We start from the raw sequence: 23,936 nt of genomic DNA, 5'->3' as shown, positions 1-23,936 counted from the left end.
GATTATATATCCCTGAACGAAGTTAAGGTGCTACCGTTGAGTGAAGGGATATATAATCCCAGGTGGTATATATTGATACTTTTCGAACAGACTCTATAAATATATAATAATATAATATTTGAAAGGGAGTGAAAAGGTGGCAAAGAAAATATATCGTTCTAGAGAAGATAGAATTATAGGGGGTGTTTGTGGAGGTATAGCAGATTATTTAGCTCTTGATCCAACATGGGTGAGGTTGGCCCTCCTGGTTCTTTTCTTTACAAGGGGAGTTGGCGTAATGATTTATTTGTTGGCCTGGATAATAATACCAGAAAAACCAGAATTCAATTCTCAAAATGAAGAGAATTTTGCTGAAGGGGATAATCATGATGATTATGTAAATGTTTCTACTGATGGAATCCAACATAAAGAGAATAATAAGCGTTTGCTGGGGATTTTACTGATGCTAATCGGCCTGTTTTTTCTACTGGATAACTGGCTGCCATATATAAACTGGGAAAGGTTCTGGCCAGTAATTATAATAGCGGCTGGTATTGTTTTGCTGATAAAGGGGGTTAGAGAGAAGTGAATAGGGATAATCATTCTCAAATAATTATTGGAATTATATTAATTTCTATTGGAGTATTATTTCTTCTAAATACTTTCAATATAATTCCTGTAATAGACTGGAGTATATTTTTAAAATATTGGCCACTTATACTTATTTTTCTTGGGTTAAATATTATCTTACGTAGGACATGGTTATGGTGGTTAGTACCGCTTTTGCTGCTCATAACAATCCTTATCTTTTTCTTTTTTCAACCTGGTATTGGGCAGATAGATTATTATGAGGATAATAGGGGATTGTTTGATTTCTATAGTCCAAAGGATAGGAGTGGTGTTTACAATTATAGTGTAGATTATGATCGACCTGTTGATATCTTTGATATAAAACTTAATTTTCCCTCAGGTGAATTGACTGTATCTTCAGGTAGTGAAAATGATCTGTTTTCTGCTGAGCTTGAGTATTTTTCCAGAAAACCTATTATAAAATATAATCTTAATGATAATAATAAACAGGCTAGTTTAAATATTAGTCAGCCAGGCGAATCAAACCCATTTAATTACTCCAGGTTAGCTAATAAATGGTCTTTATTATTTAATGATGATGTGCCTATCAAGTTATTAATTAATTCAGGGGCAGGTGAATTCAAACTTAGATTACTTGATTTAATGGTCCAGGAAGTAGTACTAAATCTTGGGGCAGGTGATTTAGAGGTAGAGTTAGGGTCTAAGACAAGGTATTTAGAGCTTAATTCCGGGGCAGTCGATGTTGATCTTAGTCTGCCAGAGGGGATAGGTGTCAGGATAAAAACTACCGGGATTGTAAATAATAATAATTTTATCGAAAAAGGCCTGCAAAAAGAGGCTGGTTTTTATCTGACTAAGAACTATGATACAACTGTCCATAAGCTTGATATTAAAATAACTTCTCCGGCCAGTGATATTAAACTGGATTTTTATTAATAACTTAGAATTATATAGTGATACCCGTTTCTAAGGAGAGGGGTACTTTTTTTAATGGCATATATTACATTAGTAATAAACAAATAACTTATGTTATAATACAAGAAAAAGCTTTAGGGGGTGAGGGCTTGAAAACTAAGTGTTTTTCTGTGTTTTTAATCATTATTTTACTTGTTAATTTTATGTTTCTTGGGTTTCCATCTCTGCCTAAAGCAGAGGCTGGTTTTTTTAATGAACATAAAGATAGTATTTATACAGTAGTAAAAGGTTTGATAATGTTATGGATATTTAATTTAATCAGAGATAATGCTACAGGTTCAGGCAGTGATGATATTATTACTTCCACAATCAAAAAAGGTTTAAATATTGACCTTGATGATGCTGTAGCTGATGAAGGGGAAACAATTGAAATTGATAGTGAAGAAACTGAAGATAATCCTGTAAGTAATTATAAAGGAGTAAGTATAGGTACTAAGGAAAAAGAGATGATAGATATAATAAATGAGATACGCCAGGAACAGGGTCTTAATCCCCTTGAGGTAGATAATAGACTGGTATATGTAGCCCGTAAGAAGGCTCAGGACATGGTTGATAATAATTATTTTGATCATCAGTCTCCTAATTATGGTTCACCTTTTGAGATGATCAAGAGTCAAAAAATCAACTATTCACTGGCTGGTGAGAACCTGGCAGGGGCAGCTACCATAAATAAAGCAGTTGATTCTTTAATGTCCAGTCCGGAACACAGGGGAAATATCCTTAAAGCAAGGTATGATAAAGTAGGTATTGGTATTATTGAAGACGGCCCCTACGGTTTAATGATTGTTCAATTATTTATTGATAGTCCAGACCCGGCAGAATAAATATCCTGGCAAATATAAAGAGAGCTATCTAGATAGCTCTCTTTATATATATTTACATATAAATAAGTATATCATAATCACTAGATAGAAATATAGCATATAATAAGAAAAAAGGGGGTATTGAAATGTTTAAAACAGAACAGATGCCGGTACCAGCAGTAAAAATCAGGAATATTACTGCTGAAGTGGTAAAACTTACTTATGATATTATTCCTGATAAAGTACTTGTTCAGGGTTGCCTTCATAAACAAATATTTTATGTGGGTGTTGATAATCTTATATATCATATAGATGATGATATGTCTTTTACAACATTTCTGGATATACCTGGAGCAGAACCGGGTATGAAGGCAGAGATTGTTGTTAATATAGAGAAACTGTCAGTAGATATAGGTCCATCAGGTGAGCTGATTGATCAAAAGGCTGTTTTAGAGATATTTGTTAAGGTCGAAAATGATGAGCTTATTGGTGTTGAACTAAGCCAGTCAGGCAGACTTGTTGAACTTGACCACCTGGTAGCTGATGGTCAAAAACAAATAATCAGAGAGAATCAGGTTCAGTTAAATCAAACGGCCAGTAAAATAGATGAAGTAAGGGGTTCTGTCAGGGACCTGGAAATAGAGTTGATTATGGATAAAGTAATAATCCAGGGTAGTATTCACAAGCAGATATTTTTTATAAGTGAAGATAATACTGCTCTTCATCAGGCTGAAGACTTTCCTTTTAATACCTTTATAGACTTACCAGGGGTAAGTCCAGGTATGAAGGCAGTAGTAGAAGCTGTTATAGAACACATCAGCTATCAACTTTCAGCAGATGGAAATACACTACAGCAGGAACTTGTAGTGGAATTCTATGTTCGGGTAAGTGAAACTATTCAGGAAAGAATAGCCCCTGGCTATGATTTGCTGGTTAAGTTACCCCTCATAATTGGTGAGGCTGACAGGCAGTATCTGCAGGAAAACCTTGTTTTACTGGAACAACCTGCTCAAAAAATAAAAAATATAGTTAGGGAAATTAGAGATATTCGTTATGATATTTTTGAAAATAAAGTAATAGTAAGAGGAGTTGTCCATGAACAGATATATTATATAGGCATTAATGACCTTGAATATCATCAGGTTGAAGATGTAGCTTTTAGTACTTTTTTAGATCTAGCCGGTGCTTCAAACGGCCAGCTGCTTAAACCGTTGATTAATATAGAAGAGATTATCTATAATTTGAGAGACAATAATTTATTATATCAGGAAATAGTCCTTGATATATCTGTTCAGCTTGAAGAATTAAACCAGTTGAATATATTAGTTGATGATCAAGGTTTACAGGCTGTTCTTCCGGTAGTCATTGGTGAAAATACCAGGCAGATACTTATTTCAGGGGTTAAAGAGCCACCAGCTGAGGAAGTAGAGATAATCTATAAAACAATTGTCAGAGAAGAGGAGGTATCAGCTTGCCAGCAGGCGATTATAGAGAATAGTCTACAATTAGGGTGTCCAGCTATTAAGATAAAAAACATTGAGGCTGAGGCCCAGAATCTTGTAGTCTCTGGCTTGACTGATGATTTAGTTTCAGTAAGTGGTGAAATTCTTAAGGATATCGCTTATGTCTGTCCTGATAATATAGTATATTATCAGCAGGAAACAATTCCTTTTACTGTTCAAGTTAAGTTGCCAGAACCTATACCAGTTGAACAACTTAGTCCGGTTATAAAGATAGAGAATATAAGTTATAAACTTGCTAGTGGTGGTCTTTTATCTCAATTAATAGTTCTGGAGGCCTGTGTTGGTTCAGCAGGTCCGGAGTTTATCAATGTTGTAAGTTCAATTACAGGACCAGGCATTACTACTGAGACCATTCTGGTCAGGGAAGAGGTGCTGGTAGTAGATGATTCTATAGATACTAGGATTGAGACCTTTCCAGTTGTGACTGATGTTTTTGATCCACAGGGTTTATTAAAAACTATTATCAAGGAGACTATTGTTTTAAATGTTGTCGGGGAAGGCCAGATTCCAGTTGAAGTAGTGGTTTTTGCTGAACAATTTTAGACTTCTAAAAAAGATAGCTATGCACATTTTTCTATTGATGACCATATTATATAGCAGGTAAAGGGGGTGGTTAATTGTATTCATGGTTAATCTTAATGGGTATCATAACTGGTTTTATGATAAGTACTTATTATTTATATCAATACTGGACTAAGCCAATGAGTGAAATAGAGAATTATTTTGATGACAGAGTTTTTAAACGAGTGGAAGTAGTACCTAAGGTTAATAAGACGGCTTATGAATTTGCCTACCAGAATAATACTAATTTTGGAAAAGATAGTCTGGATAAAGAGCAGAGTAATAAAAAAGTGCACGAAGTATTTGCTTTTCATAGTATTAAACCCCCAGATAAGAGTGAAAAAAAAGATAATGAAGGAAAGGAGGGGTTAGCAGCAGGAAAGGGGGGAAATCCTGAAGAAAATAATAGGATTAAAGAAGATACCAGTGATAAAGAAAAAATACTAAAAGAAGACCGGCAAATAGATGATGAACGGCTAATAAAAGATGAAATGGAGTCGTCTAAAGGAGTATCTGAAACCAGTAAAATTAGGTTTGAATCGACACGGGTAAGTAAAAATACAAAAGGAGGTATGATAATGCCTGAATTGCAACAGGTAGAAGGGTTAGAATTAATCAAAACCCCGGTAGTAATTGGGGAAAATGTTATTCAGAGAATGGAGGTTACCGATCTTTCGCTTGATACTTCTGCAATTAAAATCAGGGATATTAATGCAACAGTTACTAATCTTGATACTGATGTAATTGATAATAAGGTAATTATTCAGGGGACAATACATAAACAAATATTTTTTGTTGGTACAGATGACATTATACACCATCAAGCAGAAGATATTAATTTTAGTTATTTTGTTGATGTCCCAGGTGCAGAACCAGGTATGGATGTTTTAGTAGAACCTACGATAGAGCATATTGTAACAAGATTAATAATGGATGGTACTATTCTCCATCAAAAAGTAGTTTTACAGTTCTTTGTCAAGGTGCTTTCTATACAGCAGTTAATAGTTGAGACTGGTGTAGGGCCCTTAATCAAGGTTGAAAGGGTTATTGGAGAGAATTCTGTTCAAACTATGGTCATGAATGAGGTAACTTTGGCTGTTGATGCTATTAAAATTGTAGATATTAATGCTGAGGTTGTTGACCTTGAAACAGAGATTATAGAGGATAAGGTTATTATACAGGGGGTTGTTCATAAACAATTATTCTATATTGGTGTAGATGATGTAGAACACCACCAAGCAGAGGATATCCCCTTTAGTGAATTTGTTGATATACCTGGTGCAGAACCGGGTATGAATGTACAGGTGCACCCCAATGTTGAACATATTAAACAGGAGTTAAGTGTTGATGGAACCACAGTTACTCAGGAAATAGTATTAGAGCTTTTTGTAAAGGTTACAGAAACTGTTCAGATCAATCTTGTTACTGGGGAAGACTCACTGGTGATGCTTCCAGAAGTAGTAGGCGAAAACACTAAGCAGGTTCTTTCTGAGACTACACTTGAACTGGATCAGACAGCAATTAAAATTAAGGATATACAGGCCAGTTTTGAGGATGTCAATGCTGTGGTTATTAATGATAAAGTCATTATACAGGGAATAATACATAAGCAGATTTTCTATGTAGGTGAAGATAATGTAGAATATCATCAGGCAGAAAATGTTCCCTTTAGTACCTTTGTTGATGTAATTGGAGCCAGACCAGATATGGACGTAGATATTATACCAACAATTGCTTTTATAAAGCCAGAACTTGACCCAGAAGGTGAGTTGTTGACCCAGAAGGTTATTGGAGATATTTTTGTGAAAGTGACAGAGAATATACAATTTAATGTAAGTGAAGTAGGACCGTATGGAGTTTAGTAAGAGTAAAAAAAGAGCCTGAGTTTAATTCAGGCTCTTTTTTTTAAAAATTATAATCTATTATAATTAAACCAATCTATTTTTTCACTATCCTCCCCATCATAGAATATAAATATTAATCTATCCTTATAAAAATATTGTGTAGTAATGGTAAACAGTTGATAATGCCCTGTTGCCCGTTGACCAACAATGCTTATTTCATGTCCCCTATATTGGAGCAGATCAGCTTTGCCATTAATAATTAGTACTACTAATTGCCCTTCTTTGACAGTATAGTTTTTTTCCAGTCTTAGATAAGCTATTTTTCTTTCCAGGTCTTTTTTTTCAAATTGATTAAAAACATATAATTTTGTTCTGCTGTGGGGATTAGGGGTTTCCCCTGTGATCTTATGATACTGATCCAGTGGTATGTATTGAACAGGGGGATATTTAAATATTTTCTTTGAATAACCAAAAGGCATATTACCACCTCCTGCATTATTTTATGAACCTTAGATAACTGTTGTGCATATAATATTTTGTCATATTCATTGAAGAAAGAATATATATATTAAATAAGGGCTTTATATCATTCACACTTTAAATATCTACGCATATATTATAAGTGATAAGTTTAATAAAAAATAGAAAGGAGGAATAAGATTGGCAATTAATTTTGATGAAGAATTAATAAGAGTGGAATTCGTAATAGGTGAGGATGTAGCCAGTGAAACTGTCAGTCAAAACATTACCGTTCCCAATGGGAAACCAGATATTGAGAGGGTTATTGATGTAAAAGCTGATCTCCTTGATGTAGAGAGCAATATTGAGGATGGTGGTGTTGAAGTAACAGGTACGATAGAGGCTGGTGTAGTATATGTTGGAATAGTTCCTGAAGATGAACCACAACAGCCGGTTCACTTCTTCGAAGGGCAGCTTACTTTTACCAATTTCTTTGATTTTCCTGAAGCAGAGCCGGGAATGAATGTTTTTGTAGATATTAATATAAGACGTGTTTCCTGGGATTTTAATGAAAATGACCCCCGTACTGTAGAAGTTGATGTAGTACTAACCAAGTTTGTTAAGCTGACCGAGTATCAGCAGATAACAGTGGTGACAGATGTAACTGGTATTCCACAAGAGAATATAGTTGAAGAGTTATTAAGGATTGAAGATGTTATAGGTGAAAATACGGTTACAAGTGTTATTACTGGTAGACTTGAACTGCCACCAGGTAAACCGCCTATTGAAAGGATACTAAAGGTTTTAGCAGAGATACAGGATGAGACAACAGAGATTACTGATGAAGGTGTTATTGTCGAAGGGGATATTTTTGGTGGTGCAATGTATGTAGCTGATGTAGAAGAGGGTGATCAACCAGTACATTTTCTGGAAGATACTATCCATTTCACTGAAACAGTTGATGTTGTAGGGGCTGAAGAGGGCATGACAGCTCATACCAATTTAACAATCAAACGTCTTTCTTTCGATTATATTGATGAAGATACTGTTGAAATTGATGTTGTAGTTCAATTCTTTGTAAAGGTTACTGAACCTAAACAGGTTAATGTTATTACAGATATAATAAGTGATTTAGTTGAGATTGAAAGGGAACTTTTGAGAGTAGAGGATGTAGTAGGTGAGGATGTTGTTCATGAAACCATTAGCAGTATTCTAAATATTCCACCGGAAAAACCACTTGCCCAGAGGATTATTGAGCCCTCTGCCAGAATTATTGAATATGAAGCTACAACTGATGAGGATGGGGTTTATCTTGAAGGGGATATAGAGGCAGCAGCTGTTTATGTTGGTGTTGCTGAAGAGGGAGAATTCTTACAACCAGTACACTTTGTTGAAACTCCAGAGGGAAACTACTTCAATTTTGATAATTTTATTGATATACCAGGTACTGAACCAGGCATGAATACACACACAGAGGTTGAAGTTACTAAAGTTAATGCATCATTGACAGACTGTGAAGAAGTCAATGGTACACAGGTATGTAGTGCAATAGAGTTTGACATAGTTATCAGGAAGTTTGCTAAGGTAACAGAGTTTAGACAGATGGAGATAGTTACAGACCTGGTGGTTATTTCTCCAGCTGCTGATGATGAATGTCCACCATCTTATGTAGTTTATGTGGTGCAGGCAGGAGATACACTCTGGAAAATTGCCAGGAGATATCGTACTACAGTAGATGCCTTAATAGAGGCCAACCCAAATATAGACCCAAATAATTTACAGATAGGACAAAAGATATGTGTTCCCCGCGGTATAATTGAACCAAAGGGGTAGAAATTAAGGAACTGTGGGGTTATAGCCTACAGTTCTTTTTTTACCATAATACAGTCTACTGCATATATTATTATAAGAATATTAAATAGGGGGTGGTGTTATGGCTGAAAAAAAAGAAGAGAAAAAGCGGATAAAAAAAAGCAGAATAAATATTACTCCACAAAAGATTAAAAAGATTATTAAGATCAGGAAGGGATGAAAGGAGGAATAAAAGATGCCTGAACAATTACAGGTAAATGAATCTATTGCAACAAGAACTTCACAAACAAGGGTAAGTAGAAATCTCAACATTCCTTCTACTTTACCGGCTGCAGCAAGGATTGTTAGTGCTAATGCCAGGGTGGAGATTACTGACACAAGAGCAGAAAGAGGGGTTGTTGTAATAAGTGGAATCATTCGTGTTACGGTTTACTATGCTTCCCTTGATGACCCATCAAACGTTGTTAGTGTCAGGAGGAGTTTTACCTTTACTGATAGGGAAGTTATTAGTGGTGTCAGGCCAGGTTATCAGGTGGATGTTGAATCACTTATCTCAGATATAGATTTTGAATTATTAAATGACAGGCTTATTGAATTAGAGTTTACTGTCGTTAGTGATATAGAAGTAACCACAGCAGATGTGGTAACCCCAATAGGTGAAACTCCAGACTTTGATTTTAGAAGGAGAAGGTATACCATTCAACGCCGTCTGCGTGAACGGAATTTTACCAGGGAACTGGAATCAGTTGAAAGGTTACCGTCAGGGGCCTCAGATATAGATAGGATTATTGATGTTGATAGTACAGTTCAAATTATAGATGTAAGTACAGGGTATGACCGTGTTACAGTCAGAGGAACTATTAGAAGTAATCTTTTATATGTAGCTGCTGGGGAAGATGTAGAATACAGTAGTCTTAGCTATGGTTTCAATGAAACCTTCCCTTTTAGCGGTGTTACTCCAGAAATGAATGCCTTTGTCGATACTTCGGTTATTTCTGAAAGTGCCCAAAAAGTAGATAATCGTAGGGTGAGGATAAATACAGAGCTCAGATTTCAAATCCTTGTTGTGTTGGAGGAAACAGTAGAATTACCTACAGATATTATCAGTCCGGTTGATGGGATGTTTCCGGTAAGGAGGACAGTTATAGTTGAGAGGATTGTTGCTGAAGAAAGAACCAGAATACAGGCAAGGGATCAGGTGACAGTAGCAGCAGGGAATCCTGATGTTGGTCGTGTAATCAGTGCAAGTGGAAATATAAGGGGTGCTAGTCTTGAGGTTGAAGCTCAAAATGGTGGTGTTTTAATAAGTGGTGTAGTTGATGCTAATATTATCTATGTTGCTGATCTACCTGATCAGCCTGTATATTTTGCACCTGCTATTATTACTTTTAGCAGCTTTATAAATATACCTCAGGTTACCTCTAATATGGAGGCATATGCCGATATCAGTATTAATAGAATAACTGCCAATCGGGCTTCAGAGAGACAGATAACTGTTATAGCAGTTCTTAATGTGAATCTGGTAGTTACAGAGAGGGTTAGGGTACCGATTATTACTGGTATATCTGAACAGCCTATTCAGGAACCAACCGCACCGTCACAGTATATTACTTATACTGTTAAATCTGGAGACACTCTTTATTTAATAGCCCAGCGATTTGGAGTAACAGTTAACAGGATTACTTCAATTAATAATATCACTGACCCTGGAGAGCTTCAAATTGGGCAGAGATTATTAATACCAAGAGGCTGATTAGCAATAGGAAGGGAGTATTTCCTTTCCTATTGCTTTAGATAGGACATACTATAATTATCACTTTAATGATTGTTTAATCATAGAATAAATCAGGGGTGTAATGTAATATGGCTACTAGTAAAGTAATTATATTTATGCATATCCCTAAAACGGCTGGGACTACTTTAAGGGGAATTATTGAACAAGAATATTCAGAAATAGCTTATGGATATGGTGGTTTTAAAGAAGAATATAATAATTTGAGTAGATATATGGGTAATAGGGCTTCAGGATTACAATGTATTATTGGCCATATACCATTTGGAATTCATTCATATTATAACAGGCCTTTCCATTATATTACTTTTATAAGAGAGCCGGTAGATAGGGTTATTTCCTTATACTATTATCGTTTATATAACAAGAAATACCTGCCGGTTGAGGATATTGGTTTAGAAAAATTTTTAAATAATTATTATACACAGGCTTGTAATCTACAGACTAAATTTCTATCCAGGGATGCTGATCTAGCAGATATGGTGAGTTTAGAAAATTTTATTAAATACAAGAATGAAGTAAAACCAGATCTTGAAAAGGCTATTGACAACCTTGAAAGGTATTTTACAGTCGGGGTGACTGATTACTTTAATGTATCAATATTATTAATGGGCAGGGAGTTAGGATGGAATAAACTTGACTATCGGCAGAAGAATGTTAATCTGGGAAGGCCCGGAAAAGAAGAGTTATCAACAGGCCTGATCGAATTAATAAAGGAAAAAAATAGTTTGGATATGAAACTATATTCATATGCCTGTAATAAAATAAAAAGCCAGCTTAAAGATTATTGAGGGGGGTTTTTATGGCAAGAAAAAAACCACTGATATCAACTGTATTGTTAAACTGGAATCGACGTTACTTATTAGAGCAGACGGTTAATTCATATCTGTCAACAGTAAATGTACCATATGAATTAATTATTGTTGATAATGGTTCAAGAGATGGTTCACAGGAGTATATAAAAAATGTTTGCAGCTGTAATGAGTTGTGTACTAATATCCTATTAAACAAAAACATGGGTGGAATTGCTCTAAATCTTGCTTTGACAAGAGCAAGGTCAGATATATTACATGTCTCTGAAAATGACCTACAGTATAAGCCAGGATGGGTTGAACGGGTTATAAGGATATTTAGGGTTTTCCCTGAATTAGGACAGTTATCATTATATGCACATTCCCCGGCCAGGAATGAGGGTGACATTGATGGGGAAAGACCATCTGAACGAATAAGCCGTCAGGGTTTAACTATTTTTCAGACCAGAATAAATGTCCATTCCAGTTCTGTGTTCAGGCGAGAGGTCTGGCAGCAGGGAATCAGGTGGAAGAACATTGGTAATAATGGAGTCAGGTTTCCTGATGATTATAGTTTTTCTCAGGAAGTGATGAAAGCTGGTTATATTGTTGCCTGGAATGATGAGTACCTGGTGACTAATTACGGCCACCTTATAGATGAGATTAAGAATAACCTGGCTTATTATGTCAGGGATTATAAAGCAAAGCCTGGTGGGTTAGAAAAGCTTAGAAAACGGATAAAGAGGTTTGGATATGGTTTGATTTTAGATGAGAAAGAAAAATCGGGTTATAGGCTGGTTTCTCTGGATTGAGCTAAATAAGAGCACTTTTTATAAGTGCTCTTATTTAGTACCCCATTTTTTCTTGAATTTATCTATACTTTCAAGCCTAATTTTTTGGCGCTTCCGCTGGTCGATAGAGGCGCCTTTTTCATAGTGGTAGATTTTAACTGGATAGTAGTAGATTCTATAACCCTTATTTTGAGCATTAAGGCAGTAGTCTGTCTCTTCAGAGTATAAAAAATATCGTTCATCAAAATAACCAAGTTTTGGAATTAGTTCCCGCTTAATCATAAAACAGGCCCCGTGTATCCTGGCCACATCCCCTGGTTCATTATAAACATCAGGGTTATCCCGGGGATGTTTACGTATAATAAATTTATTGTTTTTTTTAATAACACCTGCATGGATTACTGCTTCATTTTCGTTAACATGTTTGGTTCCAATTAAAGCTATATCCTGGTTAGCAGCTGCTGTTTTTACAAGTGGATAGAGCCAGTCTAATGTAACCTCGGTATCTGGGTTTAAGAGAACAATAAAATTATTACTCCCTTTTTTTATGCCCTGATTCCAGGCAGCTGCGCAGCCCCTGTTTTTTTGATTATAGACGACTGTTATATTATTTAATCTAGCAAGAAACTCCCTACTCTTATCAGTACTGTTGTTATCAATAATGATGATATTATAGGGATAATCTGTATTTGTGTAAATACTCTGCAGGCATTTCTTAAGATGTGGTAAGGAATTATAATTAACAATAATTATATCAACAGCAAGTTTTTCCCTCCACAGGTGTTCTTTAATATATAGTTTGAGGTCTGGACTGAGATCCCTCCAATCTCCGATGGGTTTACCCGGATTTAAGCGGGAAAGTTCTTGATCAGATATCTTTCTATAATCTTTTTCTTGAAACCCGAAGGAAATATAGCTGGCCAGATTTGTTATATGTCTAATCTCATTATTATCAACAATATATATAGCTGGATTATCTGTTTTAAGTAGTGTTCCAGTCGAATACATCTGATACTAACCCCTTTCATGTTAAATAATTAAATATCATATATAATACATATTATTCCCGGCACATGCTGCTGTTACTATTAACTTATGATAGCCCTTAAACATATTTATAGTATATAGGGTTTTATGTTGAATAATTATATCATTTGATTTAAAAGAGAATGGGGGGAACTAAATGGGTGATTGTGTGATAGTCTTAGGTATGCATAGGAGTGGGACATCAATGATTGCCGGAATATTAGATAGATTAGGAATAAATATGGGGGATAATTTAATAGGGGCAATGCCTTCAAACCCGTATGGGCACTATGAGGATAAAGAGTTTGTAGAATTAAATGATAGGATATTACATGCTGCCGGGGGGTTCTGGTATAATCCCCCTGGCAGGGAGGCCTTATTGGAAAAGCAAAATACTTTTAAAGATGATATTATTTCACTTGTTCAAAAAATAAATGATTCCAGTAAATACTGTGGGTGGAAAGACCCCAGGACTTCACTAACAATAGAATTATTTTATCCTTATCTAACAGCCCCAAAATTTATTGTCTGCCACCGTGCTGCTATACAGGTAGCAAATTCCCTACAAAAAAGGAGTGGAATACCCCTTGAAGTGGGGATTAATCTCAAGCGAGAATATGATGGCAGACTGGCTGATTTTTTTACAAGAAATAAAGGTTTACCTAAAATAGATTTATATTATAATGATGTATTAGAAAATAAAAGAGAGAGAATTTCCAGTATAGTAGATTTTCTGGTGATAGAGCCGTCATCAGCCCAGCTCAAAGAGGCGGAGGGGTTTGTAGTAGTAAAATAATTGTAGTAATCCTTTTCTAGTAGGGCATAATAATACTTAAGGAGGATTAATGGATGGTAAAGAAGATGCGCTACCTTTTGATATTTGTGCCCATTAGTCTTGGATTTTCTTACTTTCGGGATGGTTCTATCTGGAGTTTTATTACTTCTGCCCTGGCTATTATACCACTGGCTGCCTTGATGTCAAGTATTACTGATCGATTAAGGAATATTCTCGGTAGCAGCTGGGGCGGAATTATAAATGTTACCTTTGGTAATGCTACAGAATTGATTATTTCTATCTTTGCTATTTATGATGGCTTATTAAATGTTGTAAAAGCCAATATAACAGGGTCAATAATTATGAATTTATTATTAGTATTGGGTATGTCTTTTTTCTTGGGGGGATTAAGATATCAGCGTCAAAAATTTGATAAATTATTAGCCATTACTAATAGTGCTATGTTAATGCTGGCAGTAATTGGTATGCTAATACCAGCTATTTTTTATTTCGGTTCTTCAAATATTAAGACACTTGTTTTAGGAAAATTGAGTATGGGGGTTGGTTTTGTCCTGTTTGTTACGTATCTGGCAAGCCTCTATTTTACACTAATCTTCCATGAAAAAGAAAAAAAAACCTTTCATTTCAGTAAAGGCTCTGCAGGAGATAGTGTAAGAAAAAAAGGGGAGAAAGGGAAGTTATGGTATAATGTTATTTATCTGTTTCTAACTACTATTTTTATTGCTGTTGAAGCCAGTATTTTAGTGGGTTCTATAGAAATAATTCAAGAGGGTTTTAATATTTCTCCAGTATTTATAGGTGTTATTATTTTACCAATTATATCAAATGTAGCGGAAAACATGACTGCTATTAATATGGCGAGGGCAGATAAAATAGACCTTAGTATTACTATAGCTATAGGTTCCAGTATCCAGGTTTCCCTTTTTATTGTTCCTTTATTAATTTTTTTCAGTCATTTGATTGGCCGGCCGATGAATGTTTTATTTAATCTGCTGGAGATTAGTTCTATAGGTTTATCAGTCCTGGCAATCAATGTTGTTTATCTACAGGGAAAATCAAACTGGTTTGAAGGCCTGCAGTTAATAGCTGCCTATTTAATTATTGCTATTGCTTTTTATTTTGCTTAAAATTTTTTAGATTAGTTCCTGGTGGGTATCAGGAGTTTTTGTCCAGGGTAAATAGTATTACTATCCAGTTTGTTTAGAGTTTTTATCTCCTGGATACTTACATTGTAGCGTCGGCTAATCTTCCAGAGTGAATCCCCTTTTCTTACAGTATAAATAAATGTTGATTTGTTTTTATTAATAGGGTCTTTAGGGTTAAGTGGTTGACCAGGATTGCTAAAGGAGTTTCTGATAATAACTGCTGTTCCCACAGAAACCCTGCTATATACTTGTTCTACATCATTATTATACATTCTGACACAGCCATTAGAAACAGCCTGACCTATTAGCCAGGGTTGATTTGTCCCATGTATACCATGTTCACTCCAGGTGAACTGCATCCACCTACTACCTAATACACCACCGGGATTCATTATTTTGCTCAAGATCTTATAATCACCTGTTGGCGTAGGTGTTGAGGGCTTGCCGACAGCTATTGGGTATGTATTAACAGTTATACCATTTTCTTTTAAATATAAGCGTCTAGTATTTAACTCTAAATAAATTTTATAAGACATAAGTAACCTCCTTTGTTCAGGGAATTATCCAATTTTCAAATTGTGGATAACTTTGAAGGTCGACAGATATATTTGTTTCCCTTGTCGTGTACCGCAGGCACTCCGCATCTAAGCAGAGCATACAAGAAAATTGAGGTTGCGCTACAGCGTCCTGCTTACGCTTACTATCGAGAAATTGTCTTCCGGTTCACTGACTCTTCTTTTTATTACGCATAGTTGAGTCAGCATCAGGCCATCGAGGCCAAGTTCCCTACCTCCAGCCAATTTCTAGAGTCGTACAACAAATATATTTATCTGGCTAATAGTTTATTGATTAACTATGTGTAATAAATAGTTGACTTAAGAAAGCTGATGTATTTGATTAAGTCTGGGTGGCGTAGCCATTTTGTTCTACATGAAATATTATATTCAACGATATTTATTTTCGTTAATTGATAACATTATTTACCAGTACAAACATATAGAATTAATAAATTACATATGTTATAATAAGGCACAGAGGAGGTGCCCCTTTATGAAGAAGTATTCAGCAGTTCTAATTATAGTAGTTATTATAGTAATTGTTACTGTTTATATGCTCAATATATCTAATAAATCAGCAGTACTTGTATCCAGTAATATAACTACCCGGGAAAGCACCTCTTCAATTAAGATTATGACTTATAATATTCAGCATGGACGTGGTATTAATGGCAAGCTGGCTCTAGACAGGATTGCAGGGGTAATTAAGGATTCAGGTGCTGATATAGTTGGCTTAAATGAGGTTGACCAGCGACAAAAAAGGAGTAATTTTGTTGATCAGGTAGCATACCTGGCTGAGAGACTGGACATGAACTATGTTTTTGGACCTACTTTGAAAGGAATTAGTGGGAATTATGGTAATGCTATCTTAAGCCGTTTCCCTATTGAAAGTGCTGAGAATTACTTATTGACAAGTAAGAATAGTGAAGCAAGGGCATTACTAACTACAGAAGTTAATCTGTCAGCAAATAAATCTATTACTGTATTTGTAACACACCTTTCAATTGAGCAGCAGGATAGGAAACAGCAGATGGAAGAGATTGAGGATTATATCTCTCAGGAAAAAGATAGCTATATATTAATGGGTGATTTTAATAAAATACTAGATCTATCTTTTGGGTTAACACCTTTGATTTCCGGACTCAAGAGCTTTCCTGCAGATCTGCCTTCTGAAGAGATTGATCTCTTTTTTGCAAGTCAGGATATTACATTAAAAGAGGCTAAAATAATTAATACTAAGGCATCAGATCATTTGCCTGTTGTAATTGACATTGATATCACTGCTTAAAATAATTTCAAAATGAGGAAAAATTATTAAAACTTGAAAAAAAACATTGCACATGATAATTTATACTACTTAGTATAAATTATCATGTTTCTTTGTATAATTAGCACAAAAGTTGGGTGAATATTTATTATTTCTGCAATTTATATATTGTTTATACTGCTTATATTTAATACAATGAAATCAAATAATAAAATATCAATTCAATTTTTTAGAAACAACTACATAAAATTCATCTGATATACGAAACATCAGCTGGTTGAAAGGAGGTATTTAGGTGATTAATTAATATAAACAGTAATTCTAAGGAGGTTATACTAAAATGGATTTAAAACAAAAAGCAAAAAATTTGTTAAGGCAATTTAAAGGTGATGACTACGCGTTAGGGGTAGGAATCTTAGATGAAGTCGGTAAATATGCTAAGGAATATGGAGATAGTGCTTTACTTATTTCCAACTACACTTATTTAAAACCAGTTGTCGATAAGGTTAAAGAGTCTCTAAAGAAATATGGAGTGGCCCTTGCTGGTAATCGTATAGTGAGGGATGCAGCTCCTAATGCACCTCGTGAGGATGTCTATAGACTGGAAGGGTATATTCTCAATTTCAAACCAGACTGCATTATAGTAATTGGTGGAGGAAGTGCAATAGACGCTGCTAAAGCAGCCAATGTATTAGCATCAGTAGGACATTATAGTGCTGATATAGAGGATTATTTTGGAACTGGACTGGTTACTAAAGCCTTACAGCATAATGATAAACAGCTTTTACCGTTAATGGCTATTGAAACATCTGCCAGTTCTGGGGCTCATTTAACTAAATATTCTAATGTTACTGATCCGGTAAGCGGCCAGAAAAAACTAATAGTTGATGAAGCAGTTATACCTACTAAATCAGTATTTGATTATTCTGTAACAGAGACCATGCCACTTAATCTTACTATAGATGGAGCATTTGATGGTATTGCACATACCTTAGAGGTGTTCTATGGTATTGATGAAGAAAACTTTGAATTATGCAAAGAAATAGCAGAAACTGCTATAGAACTAATTGTAAAATACACCCCAAAAGTAATCGATAATCTTGAAGATACAGAAGCCAGAGAGGCATTAGGACTGGCAACAGACCTTGGTGGTTATGCGATTATGGTAGGTGGTACCAATGGCGGCCATCTAACAAGCTTTTCTCTAGTAGATGTAACCAGTCATGGTAGGGCCTGTGGTATTATGAACCTATATTATACAGTATTTTTTGCCCCGGCAATAGAAAAGAAATTAAGAGTAATCGGTAATGTCTTTAAGAAATACGGCTATATTAAAGAAGACCTTACTAAACTAAGTGGTAAAGACTTAGGTATTGCAGTAGCTGAGGGCATGAAAAACTTTGCTAAGGATATTGATTTCCCAACCAAACTTTCAGACTTAGACGGCTTCAATGATAAGCACATTACAAGAGCACTTGAAGCAGCTAAAAACCCACAGCTTGATATGAAGCTAAAGAACATGCCGGTTCCTTTAAATGCTTCACTTATAGAAGAATACATGGGACCTATTCTTGAAGCAGCTAAAGAAGGAGACTTTAGTATTATTAAGAATTTGAAGTAAAGAGTTTGACTTTAAGGATCTAGGCCCTTATTTTTCAGAAGTCAAACTTAAAGATAGCATATTTAATGGATGGATCATATGGAATACCTACAATTAAATAATAAATAACTAAAATAATGATTATCCTTATTACTTTAGTTTAGGCTGTTGATAGGGTTACATTTAGTCAACAGCCTTTTAATTTACTTTGAAAATTAAATTCAGTAGATTAACTTTTTTGTCAGAAGATGTTATAATATATAAAAAGGAGTTAAAAAATATATGCATGAGATTAATTTAAAGGCACCTGCCAAGATAAATATTGCTCTGGATATTACTGGTCTATATGATGATGGATATCATCAAGTGGAGATGATCATGCAGACAGTCAGTCTTTATGATAAAGTAATTATCCGCCAGCAGGAAAGTGGTATTCAGCTGGCTGCCTCAGCAGAGGAACTCCCAACTGATCAAGGGAATATTGCCTATCGGGCTGCTGAGATGATTCTAAATGAAGCAAACCTAAATGTAGGTGTCGATATATACATAGAAAAAAAGATACCAATTGCTGCTGGTTTGGCAGGCGGAAGTACAGATGCAGCGGCTGTCTTAAAAGGGATTAATAGCTTATATAATTTAAAGTTTGATTTTACTCGATTAAGCTTAATTGCTGCTAAATTGGGTTCAGATGTACCTTTTTGTTTGAATGGTGGTACTGCTTATGCCTATGAAAGAGGGGATAAATTAAAACAGTTACCGGATATAAGAAAAACCCATTTTCTTATAGTTACACCACCTGTTCCAGTAAGTACTGCTGAGGTCTATCAAAAATATGATTTTTTAAAACCAGATATTAATGTGCCGGTAAATAAACTACTTACTATAATTCAGGGTCAGCAGCAGATAAAATGGAATGAGGGATGGGCTAATGTGCTGGAGGGAGTAACAACTCATTTTCTTGATGATATCTTAGAGATTAAAGGAATAATGATGGAGATGGGGGTAGTTTTTACAATGATGTCAGGCAGTGGTCCTACCGTTTTTGGTATTGTCAAAGATAGTAAGCAGGCAGAACATATAGTAGAGAACTGGCCTAGAAAAGGGGATTTTATTACAAATGTCTCTAGTCTTAAAGCAGGAGTTTGTTAACTTGTGATGAATTATATAAATACTAATTTTAGCAGTTAGACCTGGGTTTTACATTGTAGGAGGGAAAAAGATGATTGTTGATGTATTGATTCTAGCTGGTGCCCGTAATAAAGATTCTCTTAAAGAGTTTGCTTTAACTGAGCATGAGGCCCTGATTGAGATTGCTGATATTCCAATGGTAGAATATGTTATTAAGGCAGCCAAAAGGTCTAAAAAGACTGGGAAAATAGTGGTAGTGGGGCCTTATAAAGAGTTAAAGGATTCCTTAAAAGAAGAGGTTGATTTAATAATTGATTCAGTTGACTCCATGAAAGAGAATATTAGTAGGGGAATTAATTCTTTAAAGGGAAACAAATATATTTTAATGTTAACCTGTGATATACCATTGATCACACCGGAGATAATAGATGATTTTATTGAAACTTGCCTTAATGATTATGAGGCTGATATCTATTATCCAATAATACCTAAAGAAAAAAACCTGGCTAAGTTTCCTGCAGTGAAAAGAACTTATTTCCATTTAACAGAAGGGGTTTTTACCGGGGGGAATATGGTTATTATCAATCCTGATGTTATTTCAGGGGCTTTTGAGCTATTGGGAAAGGTTATTGCCTGGCGTAAAAAACCCTGGAAATTGAGTAAACTCCTGGGGATGAAGTTTATCTTTAAGTTTGTGATTGGCCATCTTTCTATAGATGAAATAGAGGATGCTGTCAGTGATATTATAGGTTTTAAAGGGCAGTTTATGATAAGTGAATATCCGGAAATTGGCTTTGATGTGGATAAACCCAGTGATTTACAATTGATGAGGGATAAATATATTTTATAGCAAATTGACAGTTGGCATTTGTCAACTGTCAATTTGCTAATGATAGCCTTAAAAGATTTCCTGGATAAGTTTTTCCCTTAGTTCCTCAGTTTTAGAAAAGTCCATGGCTGAAATATAGTATTTCTCGATTTCATCATGATGACTTTTGGCCTGTTTAAGGTTAGTAACTGCCTTTTTAATTATATCTGTAAATAGTGTTTTTCCTTCACTTATTTCTTGCTGGTAGAGCTTAAGGACATCTTGTTTTAGACAGTTGAGCATACTTATTTTAATATCATTTTGGCGATTTTCCAGGGGTTGGTTGAGGGGATTACTGGTTATTAAGGCCTTGGAAATTTTGGGAATTACAACTGCCTCCGGATTTTCTGGTTTAAGGGGTGAATATAGATAGAGGACAAAGTAATTATGTTGAGAGTAGTGGTCTGCTATTTTTTTTAGTAAACCTCCTCTGCCACACCCTGGTTCACCTGAGATGATATAGCGGGTATTAATGTTTTCTGTAATGTTATCAAGGTAATTTATAATCCCGGCAGGGGTAATAGCACTGGCAAAAAGGTGTCGTCCGGGTTTATATTTTAATAAACTATCTGGACAGGGGAGGTCTTCTATAATCTCCTTAAAGACCTGATTTGTTTTGTTAATATCAAGGGCTTCTTTGTAATAATTAGACCAATCATTAAAAATGATGCCGCCTGCTTTTAAATAGTTATAGACCTGTTTAAATTTCTGTTTAATTCTATTATTTGTCTTTATTATCTCTTCACTATGTGTGCGGAGAAAATTACTGTCCCAGAACTCACCCAGATTGATTATTTCTTCAACTGCGCCGGGATTTACAGGGTCAATCATATGTGGGGAGGTGCCGTCAAGAAAAGCAATACCTAATTCCTGGATGACAATACCATCTAATGAATTATTATCAGAGGAACACCAGTGGAGTTCAAGGTCATATCCCTGCTTATTAATTTGCTGGCCTATTTTTTTCATCAGGGTTGACTTGCCAGTTCCAGGTCCCCCTTTGATTATAAAAACCTTATCTGTTTTATAGGGCAAATATTTATAGTAGGAATAAAACCCTTTACTTGTATTACCACCTGGGAAAAAGTTTGTAGTAATTCCTTTATTCATCTGGTCACACTCCTTAAAAAGTATCTTCTCTTAATATATATGCCTTTTCATCTAAAATATAAGAAATATTACAGAATAAAAGCTGACACAAACTTGACATATATATTTTGCTGTTATATACTGATAGTAGCAAGTGAAATTGGGTTAAATTTAATTCTAAAAAAATTTCAGGGGGTTAATTTGATATGGCTGGCAAAAAAAGTATACCGATGAGGGTTGTTAAGGAAAAGACTGGTTTAACAGCACGCCAGATCAGATATTATGATGAGGTAGGACTTATTTTTCCTGAAAGGACAAAGGGGAATCAGCGCTTATTTTCAGAAGATGATATTAATAGAATGAAGAAGATTAAATCCCTATTAGATGAAGGATATAAAATTGAGGCAATAAAAGAGGTTCTAAATCATCCCCGACCAATTAAGGGGAATTTATCTAATCTGCGAACAAATTTAAATAACAGGATAAATAAAGGCGATTTATCTAGAATTTATCCTGGCTCAAGTAGAAATTTAAAAGAAAAATATAAGAAGACTAAGGAGTGATGAGTTTGTCAATAACAAAAGAGGATATTCTAAAAAAGGCAGAAGAACTGGATGTAAAGTTTGTTAGGTTGCAGTTTGTAGATATTCTAGGAACAATAAAGAATGTAGCTATTACTGTTGATCAGTTACCTACTGCTTTAGATGATGGTATTATGTTTGATGGTTCATCTATTGAGGGTTTTACCAGGATTCAAGAGTCTGATATGTATCTAAAGCCGGATTACGACACCTTTACTATCTTTCCCTGGAGGCCTAAAGAGGGAGCAGTGGCTAGACTAATGTGTGATATTTTGACCCCGGATGGTGAACCCTTTGCTGGCTGTCCCCGCAGCACTTTAAAAAAGGTTATGGCTGAAGCTAAAGAGATGGGGTTTGAGATGTATGCTGGTTCTGAACCTGAATTTTTCCTTTTTGATAAAGATGAAAAGGGGGAACCAACTACAATAACTAATGATAAAGGTGGTTATTTTGACCTTTCACCAGTAGACATGGGCGAAAATGCCAGACGTGATATAGTACTGGCTTTAGAAGAAATGGGTTTTGATGTTGAAGCTTCACACCATGAAGTTGCCCCTGGGCAGCATGAGATAGATTTTAAATATGCGCCTGTTTTAAGGACTGCTGATAATATTGCTACCTTTAAATTTGTTACTAAAGCAGTTGCTATGGAACATAATCTTCATGCAACCTTTATGCCTAAACCTATCTTTGGAGAAAATGGTTCAGGTATGCATGTCCATCAGTCATTATTTAAAGATGGTGAAAATGCCTTTTATGACCCTGATGATGAACTTGGTTTAAGTGAGGTTGCTTATCATTATATGGGAGGGATTTTAAAACATGCCCCTGCACTGGCGGCAATAACTAATCCAGTAATTAATTCTTATAAAAGACTTGTTCCTGGGTATGAAGCCCCTGTTTATATTTCCTGGTCTGGCCAGAACCGTAGTGCTTTAATAAGGGTTCCTTCAGCCAGAGGAGTGGGCACTAGAATAGAGCTGCGTAATCCTGACCCGGCAGCAAACCCATACCTGGCGATGGCAGTAATGCTCAAGGCAGGTCTTGATGGAATAAAAAATAAAATAGAGCCGGGTGAACAAACTATTGATAACATCTATGCAATGGGAGAAAGTGAGCGCCAGGCCCGGGCTATTGATAGTCTACCGTCTGATATTCTGGAAGCAGTTAATAATCTTGCTGAGGATCAGATACTCAGGGATACCCTCGGGGAACATATCTTTGAACACTTTGTAGAGGCTAAAATGATAGAATGGGATGTATATAGGACCCAGGTTCATGACTGGGAACTGGACCAGTACCTTTATCTTTAATAACTGAAACTAATTTAAAACTTGTTTTTCTATAAGCCCAGTACTATAATGGTACTGGGTTTTTCTTGACTTTAAAGCTGTCTGGGGATATACTAAAAAAATAAAGGAGATGAGATCACATGAAACAGGGTAATATTCAAGAAAAACTAAGGAATCTAAAATATACAGAGCTTACTACCAGGGAACTAGCTTTTCTATCATTATTTATAGCCATTACGGCTGTAGCAACATTTCTACATATACCAGGACCTAGCAGTTCATATTTTAATCTTGGTGAAGTTGCTATATATATAATCGCCATTGTTTTTGGCCGCAGGGCAGGTTTTACTGCTGGTGCAATTGGTTCAGCTTTAATGGATATTCTGCTTGGATATTATATCTGGGCTCCTTTTACATTTTTTATTAAAGGGATTGAAGGTTATCTTGTTGGGCTACTTTCTCATGGAGAGAGGTGGCAGGATAATTTAGTTGCTATTATTGCTGGGGGGAATTTTATGGTTCTGGGTTATGCCCTTACCAAGGGTTTTTTAATTAGCTGGCCAGCAGTGCTCCCTGAAATAGGGATTGATTACATGCAAATGCTTATTGGGGGGATTATTGCCCTTCCCCTGACACATCATATTAATAGATATTTTAGGAAGTGAT

At 35.4% G+C, this 23,936-nt stretch carries 22 protein-coding genes; 18 read left to right on the top strand and 4 right to left on the bottom strand.

Annotation, left to right across the window (positions count from 1 at the left end):
* Positions 1–136: 136 nt before the first annotated feature.
* The 5 genes from D7D81_RS00655 (at position 137) to D7D81_RS00635 (ending at position 6,294) form a co-directional block, all read left to right on the top strand.
* The gene (locus D7D81_RS00655) at positions 137–568 is read left to right on the top strand and encodes a PspC domain-containing protein (RefSeq protein WP_125986339.1); all 432 of its coding nucleotides are present in this window, start codon (positions 137–139) and stop codon (positions 566–568) included.
* Complete coding sequence (locus tag D7D81_RS00650) at positions 565–1,506, top strand: toast rack family protein (protein ID WP_125986337.1); 942 nt, start codon at positions 565–567, stop codon at positions 1,504–1,506. Before D7D81_RS00655 ends, D7D81_RS00650 begins: the two co-directional genes overlap by 4 nt.
* A 128-nt stretch (positions 1,507–1,634) precedes the next feature.
* A complete protein-coding gene (locus tag D7D81_RS00645; protein WP_125986335.1) occupies positions 1,635–2,369 on the top strand; it encodes a CAP domain-containing protein in 735 nt (244 codons plus the stop codon).
* Positions 2,370–2,494: 125 nt separating this feature from the next.
* Entirely contained in the window at positions 2,495–4,414 is a 1,920-nt protein-coding gene (locus D7D81_RS00640) for a DUF3794 domain-containing protein (protein ID WP_125986333.1), read from the top strand.
* A 74-nt stretch (positions 4,415–4,488) separates the two neighbouring features.
* Positions 4,489–6,294 (top strand): DUF3794 domain-containing protein, encoded by a 1,806-nt coding sequence (locus tag D7D81_RS00635; protein WP_125986331.1) that lies wholly within the window; start codon positions 4,489–4,491, stop codon positions 6,292–6,294.
* Positions 6,295–6,344: 50 nt separating this feature from the next.
* Here the strand turns inward: D7D81_RS00635 and D7D81_RS00630 are convergent, their stop codons facing one another.
* Positions 6,345–6,755 (bottom strand): hypothetical protein, encoded by a 411-nt coding sequence (locus D7D81_RS00630; RefSeq protein ID WP_125986329.1) that lies wholly within the window; start codon positions 6,753–6,755, stop codon positions 6,345–6,347.
* Positions 6,756–6,936: 181 nt separating this feature from the next.
* On the opposite strand from D7D81_RS00630, the gene D7D81_RS00625 reads away from it, so the two are divergent.
* The 4 genes from D7D81_RS00625 to D7D81_RS00610 all read left to right on the top strand — a co-directional run bounded on the left by D7D81_RS00625 (position 6,937) and on the right by D7D81_RS00610 (position 11,942).
* Entirely contained in the window at positions 6,937–8,568 is a 1,632-nt protein-coding gene (locus D7D81_RS00625) for a DUF3794 and LysM peptidoglycan-binding domain-containing protein (RefSeq protein ID WP_125986327.1), read from the top strand.
* Positions 8,569–8,782: 214 nt separating this feature from the next.
* The gene (locus D7D81_RS00620; RefSeq protein ID WP_125986325.1) at positions 8,783–10,300 is read left to right on the top strand and encodes a DUF3794 and LysM peptidoglycan-binding domain-containing protein; all 1,518 of its coding nucleotides are present in this window, start codon (positions 8,783–8,785) and stop codon (positions 10,298–10,300) included.
* Positions 10,301–10,410: 110 nt separating this feature from the next.
* Positions 10,411–11,130, top strand: coding sequence for a sulfotransferase family 2 domain-containing protein (locus D7D81_RS00615; RefSeq protein ID WP_125986323.1), 720 nt, complete (start codon positions 10,411–10,413; stop codon positions 11,128–11,130).
* Positions 11,131–11,141: 11 nt separating this feature from the next.
* On the top strand, positions 11,142–11,942 hold the full coding sequence (locus D7D81_RS00610; protein WP_125986321.1) for a glycosyltransferase family 2 protein: 801 nt from the start codon (positions 11,142–11,144) through the stop codon (positions 11,940–11,942).
* A 30-nt stretch (positions 11,943–11,972) separates the two neighbouring features.
* On the opposite strand, the gene D7D81_RS00605 is transcribed toward D7D81_RS00610, so the two are convergent.
* The gene (locus D7D81_RS00605; RefSeq protein ID WP_125986319.1) at positions 11,973–12,929 is read right to left on the bottom strand and encodes a glycosyltransferase family 2 protein; all 957 of its coding nucleotides are present in this window, start codon (positions 12,927–12,929) and stop codon (positions 11,973–11,975) included.
* A gap of 175 nt (positions 12,930–13,104) precedes the next feature.
* On the opposite strand from D7D81_RS00605, the gene D7D81_RS00600 reads away from it, so the two are divergent.
* Positions 13,105–13,743 (top strand): sulfotransferase family protein, encoded by a 639-nt coding sequence (locus D7D81_RS00600; RefSeq protein WP_125986317.1) that lies wholly within the window; start codon positions 13,105–13,107, stop codon positions 13,741–13,743.
* A gap of 53 nt (positions 13,744–13,796) precedes the next feature.
* Positions 13,797–14,870, top strand: coding sequence for a calcium/proton exchanger (cax, locus tag D7D81_RS00595; protein ID WP_125986315.1), 1,074 nt, complete (start codon positions 13,797–13,799; stop codon positions 14,868–14,870).
* Between the two features lie 11 nt (positions 14,871–14,881).
* On the opposite strand, the gene D7D81_RS00590 is transcribed toward cax, so the two are convergent.
* The gene (locus tag D7D81_RS00590; protein WP_125986312.1) at positions 14,882–15,424 is read right to left on the bottom strand and encodes a L,D-transpeptidase family protein; all 543 of its coding nucleotides are present in this window, start codon (positions 15,422–15,424) and stop codon (positions 14,882–14,884) included.
* 514 nt (positions 15,425–15,938) lie between these two features.
* Here D7D81_RS00590 and D7D81_RS00585 point away from each other — a divergent pair.
* From D7D81_RS00585 to D7D81_RS00570, 4 genes are all read left to right on the top strand, one after another.
* Positions 15,939–16,733 carry an endonuclease/exonuclease/phosphatase family protein gene (locus D7D81_RS00585; protein WP_164522057.1) on the top strand — a complete coding sequence of 265 codons (795 nt, stop codon included), beginning with the start codon at positions 15,939–15,941 and terminating at the stop codon, positions 16,731–16,733.
* 319 nt (positions 16,734–17,052) lie between these two features.
* Positions 17,053–18,333 (top strand): iron-containing alcohol dehydrogenase, encoded by a 1,281-nt coding sequence (locus tag D7D81_RS00580; protein WP_125986308.1) that lies wholly within the window; start codon positions 17,053–17,055, stop codon positions 18,331–18,333.
* A 261-nt stretch (positions 18,334–18,594) separates the two neighbouring features.
* The gene (gene ispE, locus D7D81_RS00575; RefSeq protein WP_125986306.1) at positions 18,595–19,461 is read left to right on the top strand and encodes a 4-(cytidine 5'-diphospho)-2-C-methyl-D-erythritol kinase; all 867 of its coding nucleotides are present in this window, start codon (positions 18,595–18,597) and stop codon (positions 19,459–19,461) included.
* Positions 19,462–19,531: 70 nt separating this feature from the next.
* Positions 19,532–20,290, top strand: a complete 759-nt coding sequence (locus D7D81_RS00570; protein WP_125986304.1) for a nucleotidyltransferase family protein — start codon at positions 19,532–19,534, stop codon at positions 20,288–20,290.
* A gap of 48 nt (positions 20,291–20,338) precedes the next feature.
* Here D7D81_RS00570 and D7D81_RS00565 read toward each other — a convergent pair whose 3' ends face one another.
* Positions 20,339–21,418 (bottom strand): PRK06851 family protein, encoded by a 1,080-nt coding sequence (locus D7D81_RS00565; RefSeq protein ID WP_125986302.1) that lies wholly within the window; start codon positions 21,416–21,418, stop codon positions 20,339–20,341.
* Positions 21,419–21,603: 185 nt separating this feature from the next.
* Between D7D81_RS00565 and D7D81_RS00560 the strand changes: the two genes are divergently transcribed.
* The 3 genes from D7D81_RS00560 (at position 21,604) to D7D81_RS00550 (ending at position 23,935) form a co-directional block, all read left to right on the top strand.
* Positions 21,604–21,960 (top strand): MerR family transcriptional regulator, encoded by a 357-nt coding sequence (locus tag D7D81_RS00560; protein ID WP_125986300.1) that lies wholly within the window; start codon positions 21,604–21,606, stop codon positions 21,958–21,960.
* A gap of 5 nt (positions 21,961–21,965) precedes the next feature.
* The gene (gene glnA / locus D7D81_RS00555) at positions 21,966–23,291 is read left to right on the top strand and encodes a type I glutamate--ammonia ligase (RefSeq protein ID WP_407929605.1); all 1,326 of its coding nucleotides are present in this window, start codon (positions 21,966–21,968) and stop codon (positions 23,289–23,291) included.
* 119 nt (positions 23,292–23,410) lie between these two features.
* Complete coding sequence (locus D7D81_RS00550) at positions 23,411–23,935, top strand: ECF transporter S component (RefSeq protein ID WP_125986296.1); 525 nt, start codon at positions 23,411–23,413, stop codon at positions 23,933–23,935.
* Position 23,936: the final 1 nt, after the last annotated feature.

The organism is Halocella sp. SP3-1, assembly GCF_003953885.1.
GTDB lineage: Bacteria > Bacillota > Halanaerobiia > Halanaerobiales > DTU029 > Iocasia > Iocasia fonsfrigidae.
Note: the sequence above shows the minus strand (reverse complement) of the source record. Positions and strands in the feature narration are given on the sequence as shown.

Bases quoted from the DNA above. Each gene is read 5' to 3' on its own strand.
- D7D81_RS00600 (WP_125986317.1), top strand. From the start codon at position 13,105: ATGGGTGATTGTGTGATAGTCTTAGGTATGCATAGGAGTGGGACATCA.
- D7D81_RS00580 (WP_125986308.1), top strand. From the start codon at position 17,053: ATGGATTTAAAACAAAAAGCAAAAAATTTGTTAAGGCAATTTAAAGGT.
- D7D81_RS00565 (WP_125986302.1), bottom strand. From the start codon at position 21,418: ATGAATAAAGGAATTACTACAAACTTTTTCCCAGGTGGTAATACAAGT.
- D7D81_RS00620 (WP_125986325.1), top strand. From the start codon at position 8,783: ATGCCTGAACAATTACAGGTAAATGAATCTATTGCAACAAGAACTTCA.
- D7D81_RS00610 (WP_125986321.1), top strand. From the start codon at position 11,142: ATGGCAAGAAAAAAACCACTGATATCAACTGTATTGTTAAACTGGAAT.
- D7D81_RS00590 (WP_125986312.1), bottom strand. From the start codon at position 15,424: ATGTCTTATAAAATTTATTTAGAGTTAAATACTAGACGCTTATATTTA.
- D7D81_RS00570 (WP_125986304.1), top strand. From the start codon at position 19,532: ATGATTGTTGATGTATTGATTCTAGCTGGTGCCCGTAATAAAGATTCT.
- D7D81_RS00615 (WP_125986323.1), top strand. From the start codon at position 10,411: ATGGCTACTAGTAAAGTAATTATATTTATGCATATCCCTAAAACGGCT.
- D7D81_RS00585 (WP_164522057.1), top strand. From the start codon at position 15,939: ATGAAGAAGTATTCAGCAGTTCTAATTATAGTAGTTATTATAGTAATT.
- cax (WP_125986315.1), top strand. From the start codon at position 13,797: ATGGTAAAGAAGATGCGCTACCTTTTGATATTTGTGCCCATTAGTCTT.
- D7D81_RS00550 (WP_125986296.1), top strand. From the start codon at position 23,411: ATGAAACAGGGTAATATTCAAGAAAAACTAAGGAATCTAAAATATACA.
- D7D81_RS00630 (WP_125986329.1), bottom strand. From the start codon at position 6,755: ATGCCTTTTGGTTATTCAAAGAAAATATTTAAATATCCCCCTGTTCAA.
- ispE (WP_125986306.1), top strand. From the start codon at position 18,595: ATGCATGAGATTAATTTAAAGGCACCTGCCAAGATAAATATTGCTCTG.
- D7D81_RS00560 (WP_125986300.1), top strand. From the start codon at position 21,604: ATGGCTGGCAAAAAAAGTATACCGATGAGGGTTGTTAAGGAAAAGACT.
- D7D81_RS00640 (WP_125986333.1), top strand. From the start codon at position 2,495: ATGTTTAAAACAGAACAGATGCCGGTACCAGCAGTAAAAATCAGGAAT.
- D7D81_RS00605 (WP_125986319.1), bottom strand. From the start codon at position 12,929: ATGTATTCGACTGGAACACTACTTAAAACAGATAATCCAGCTATATAT.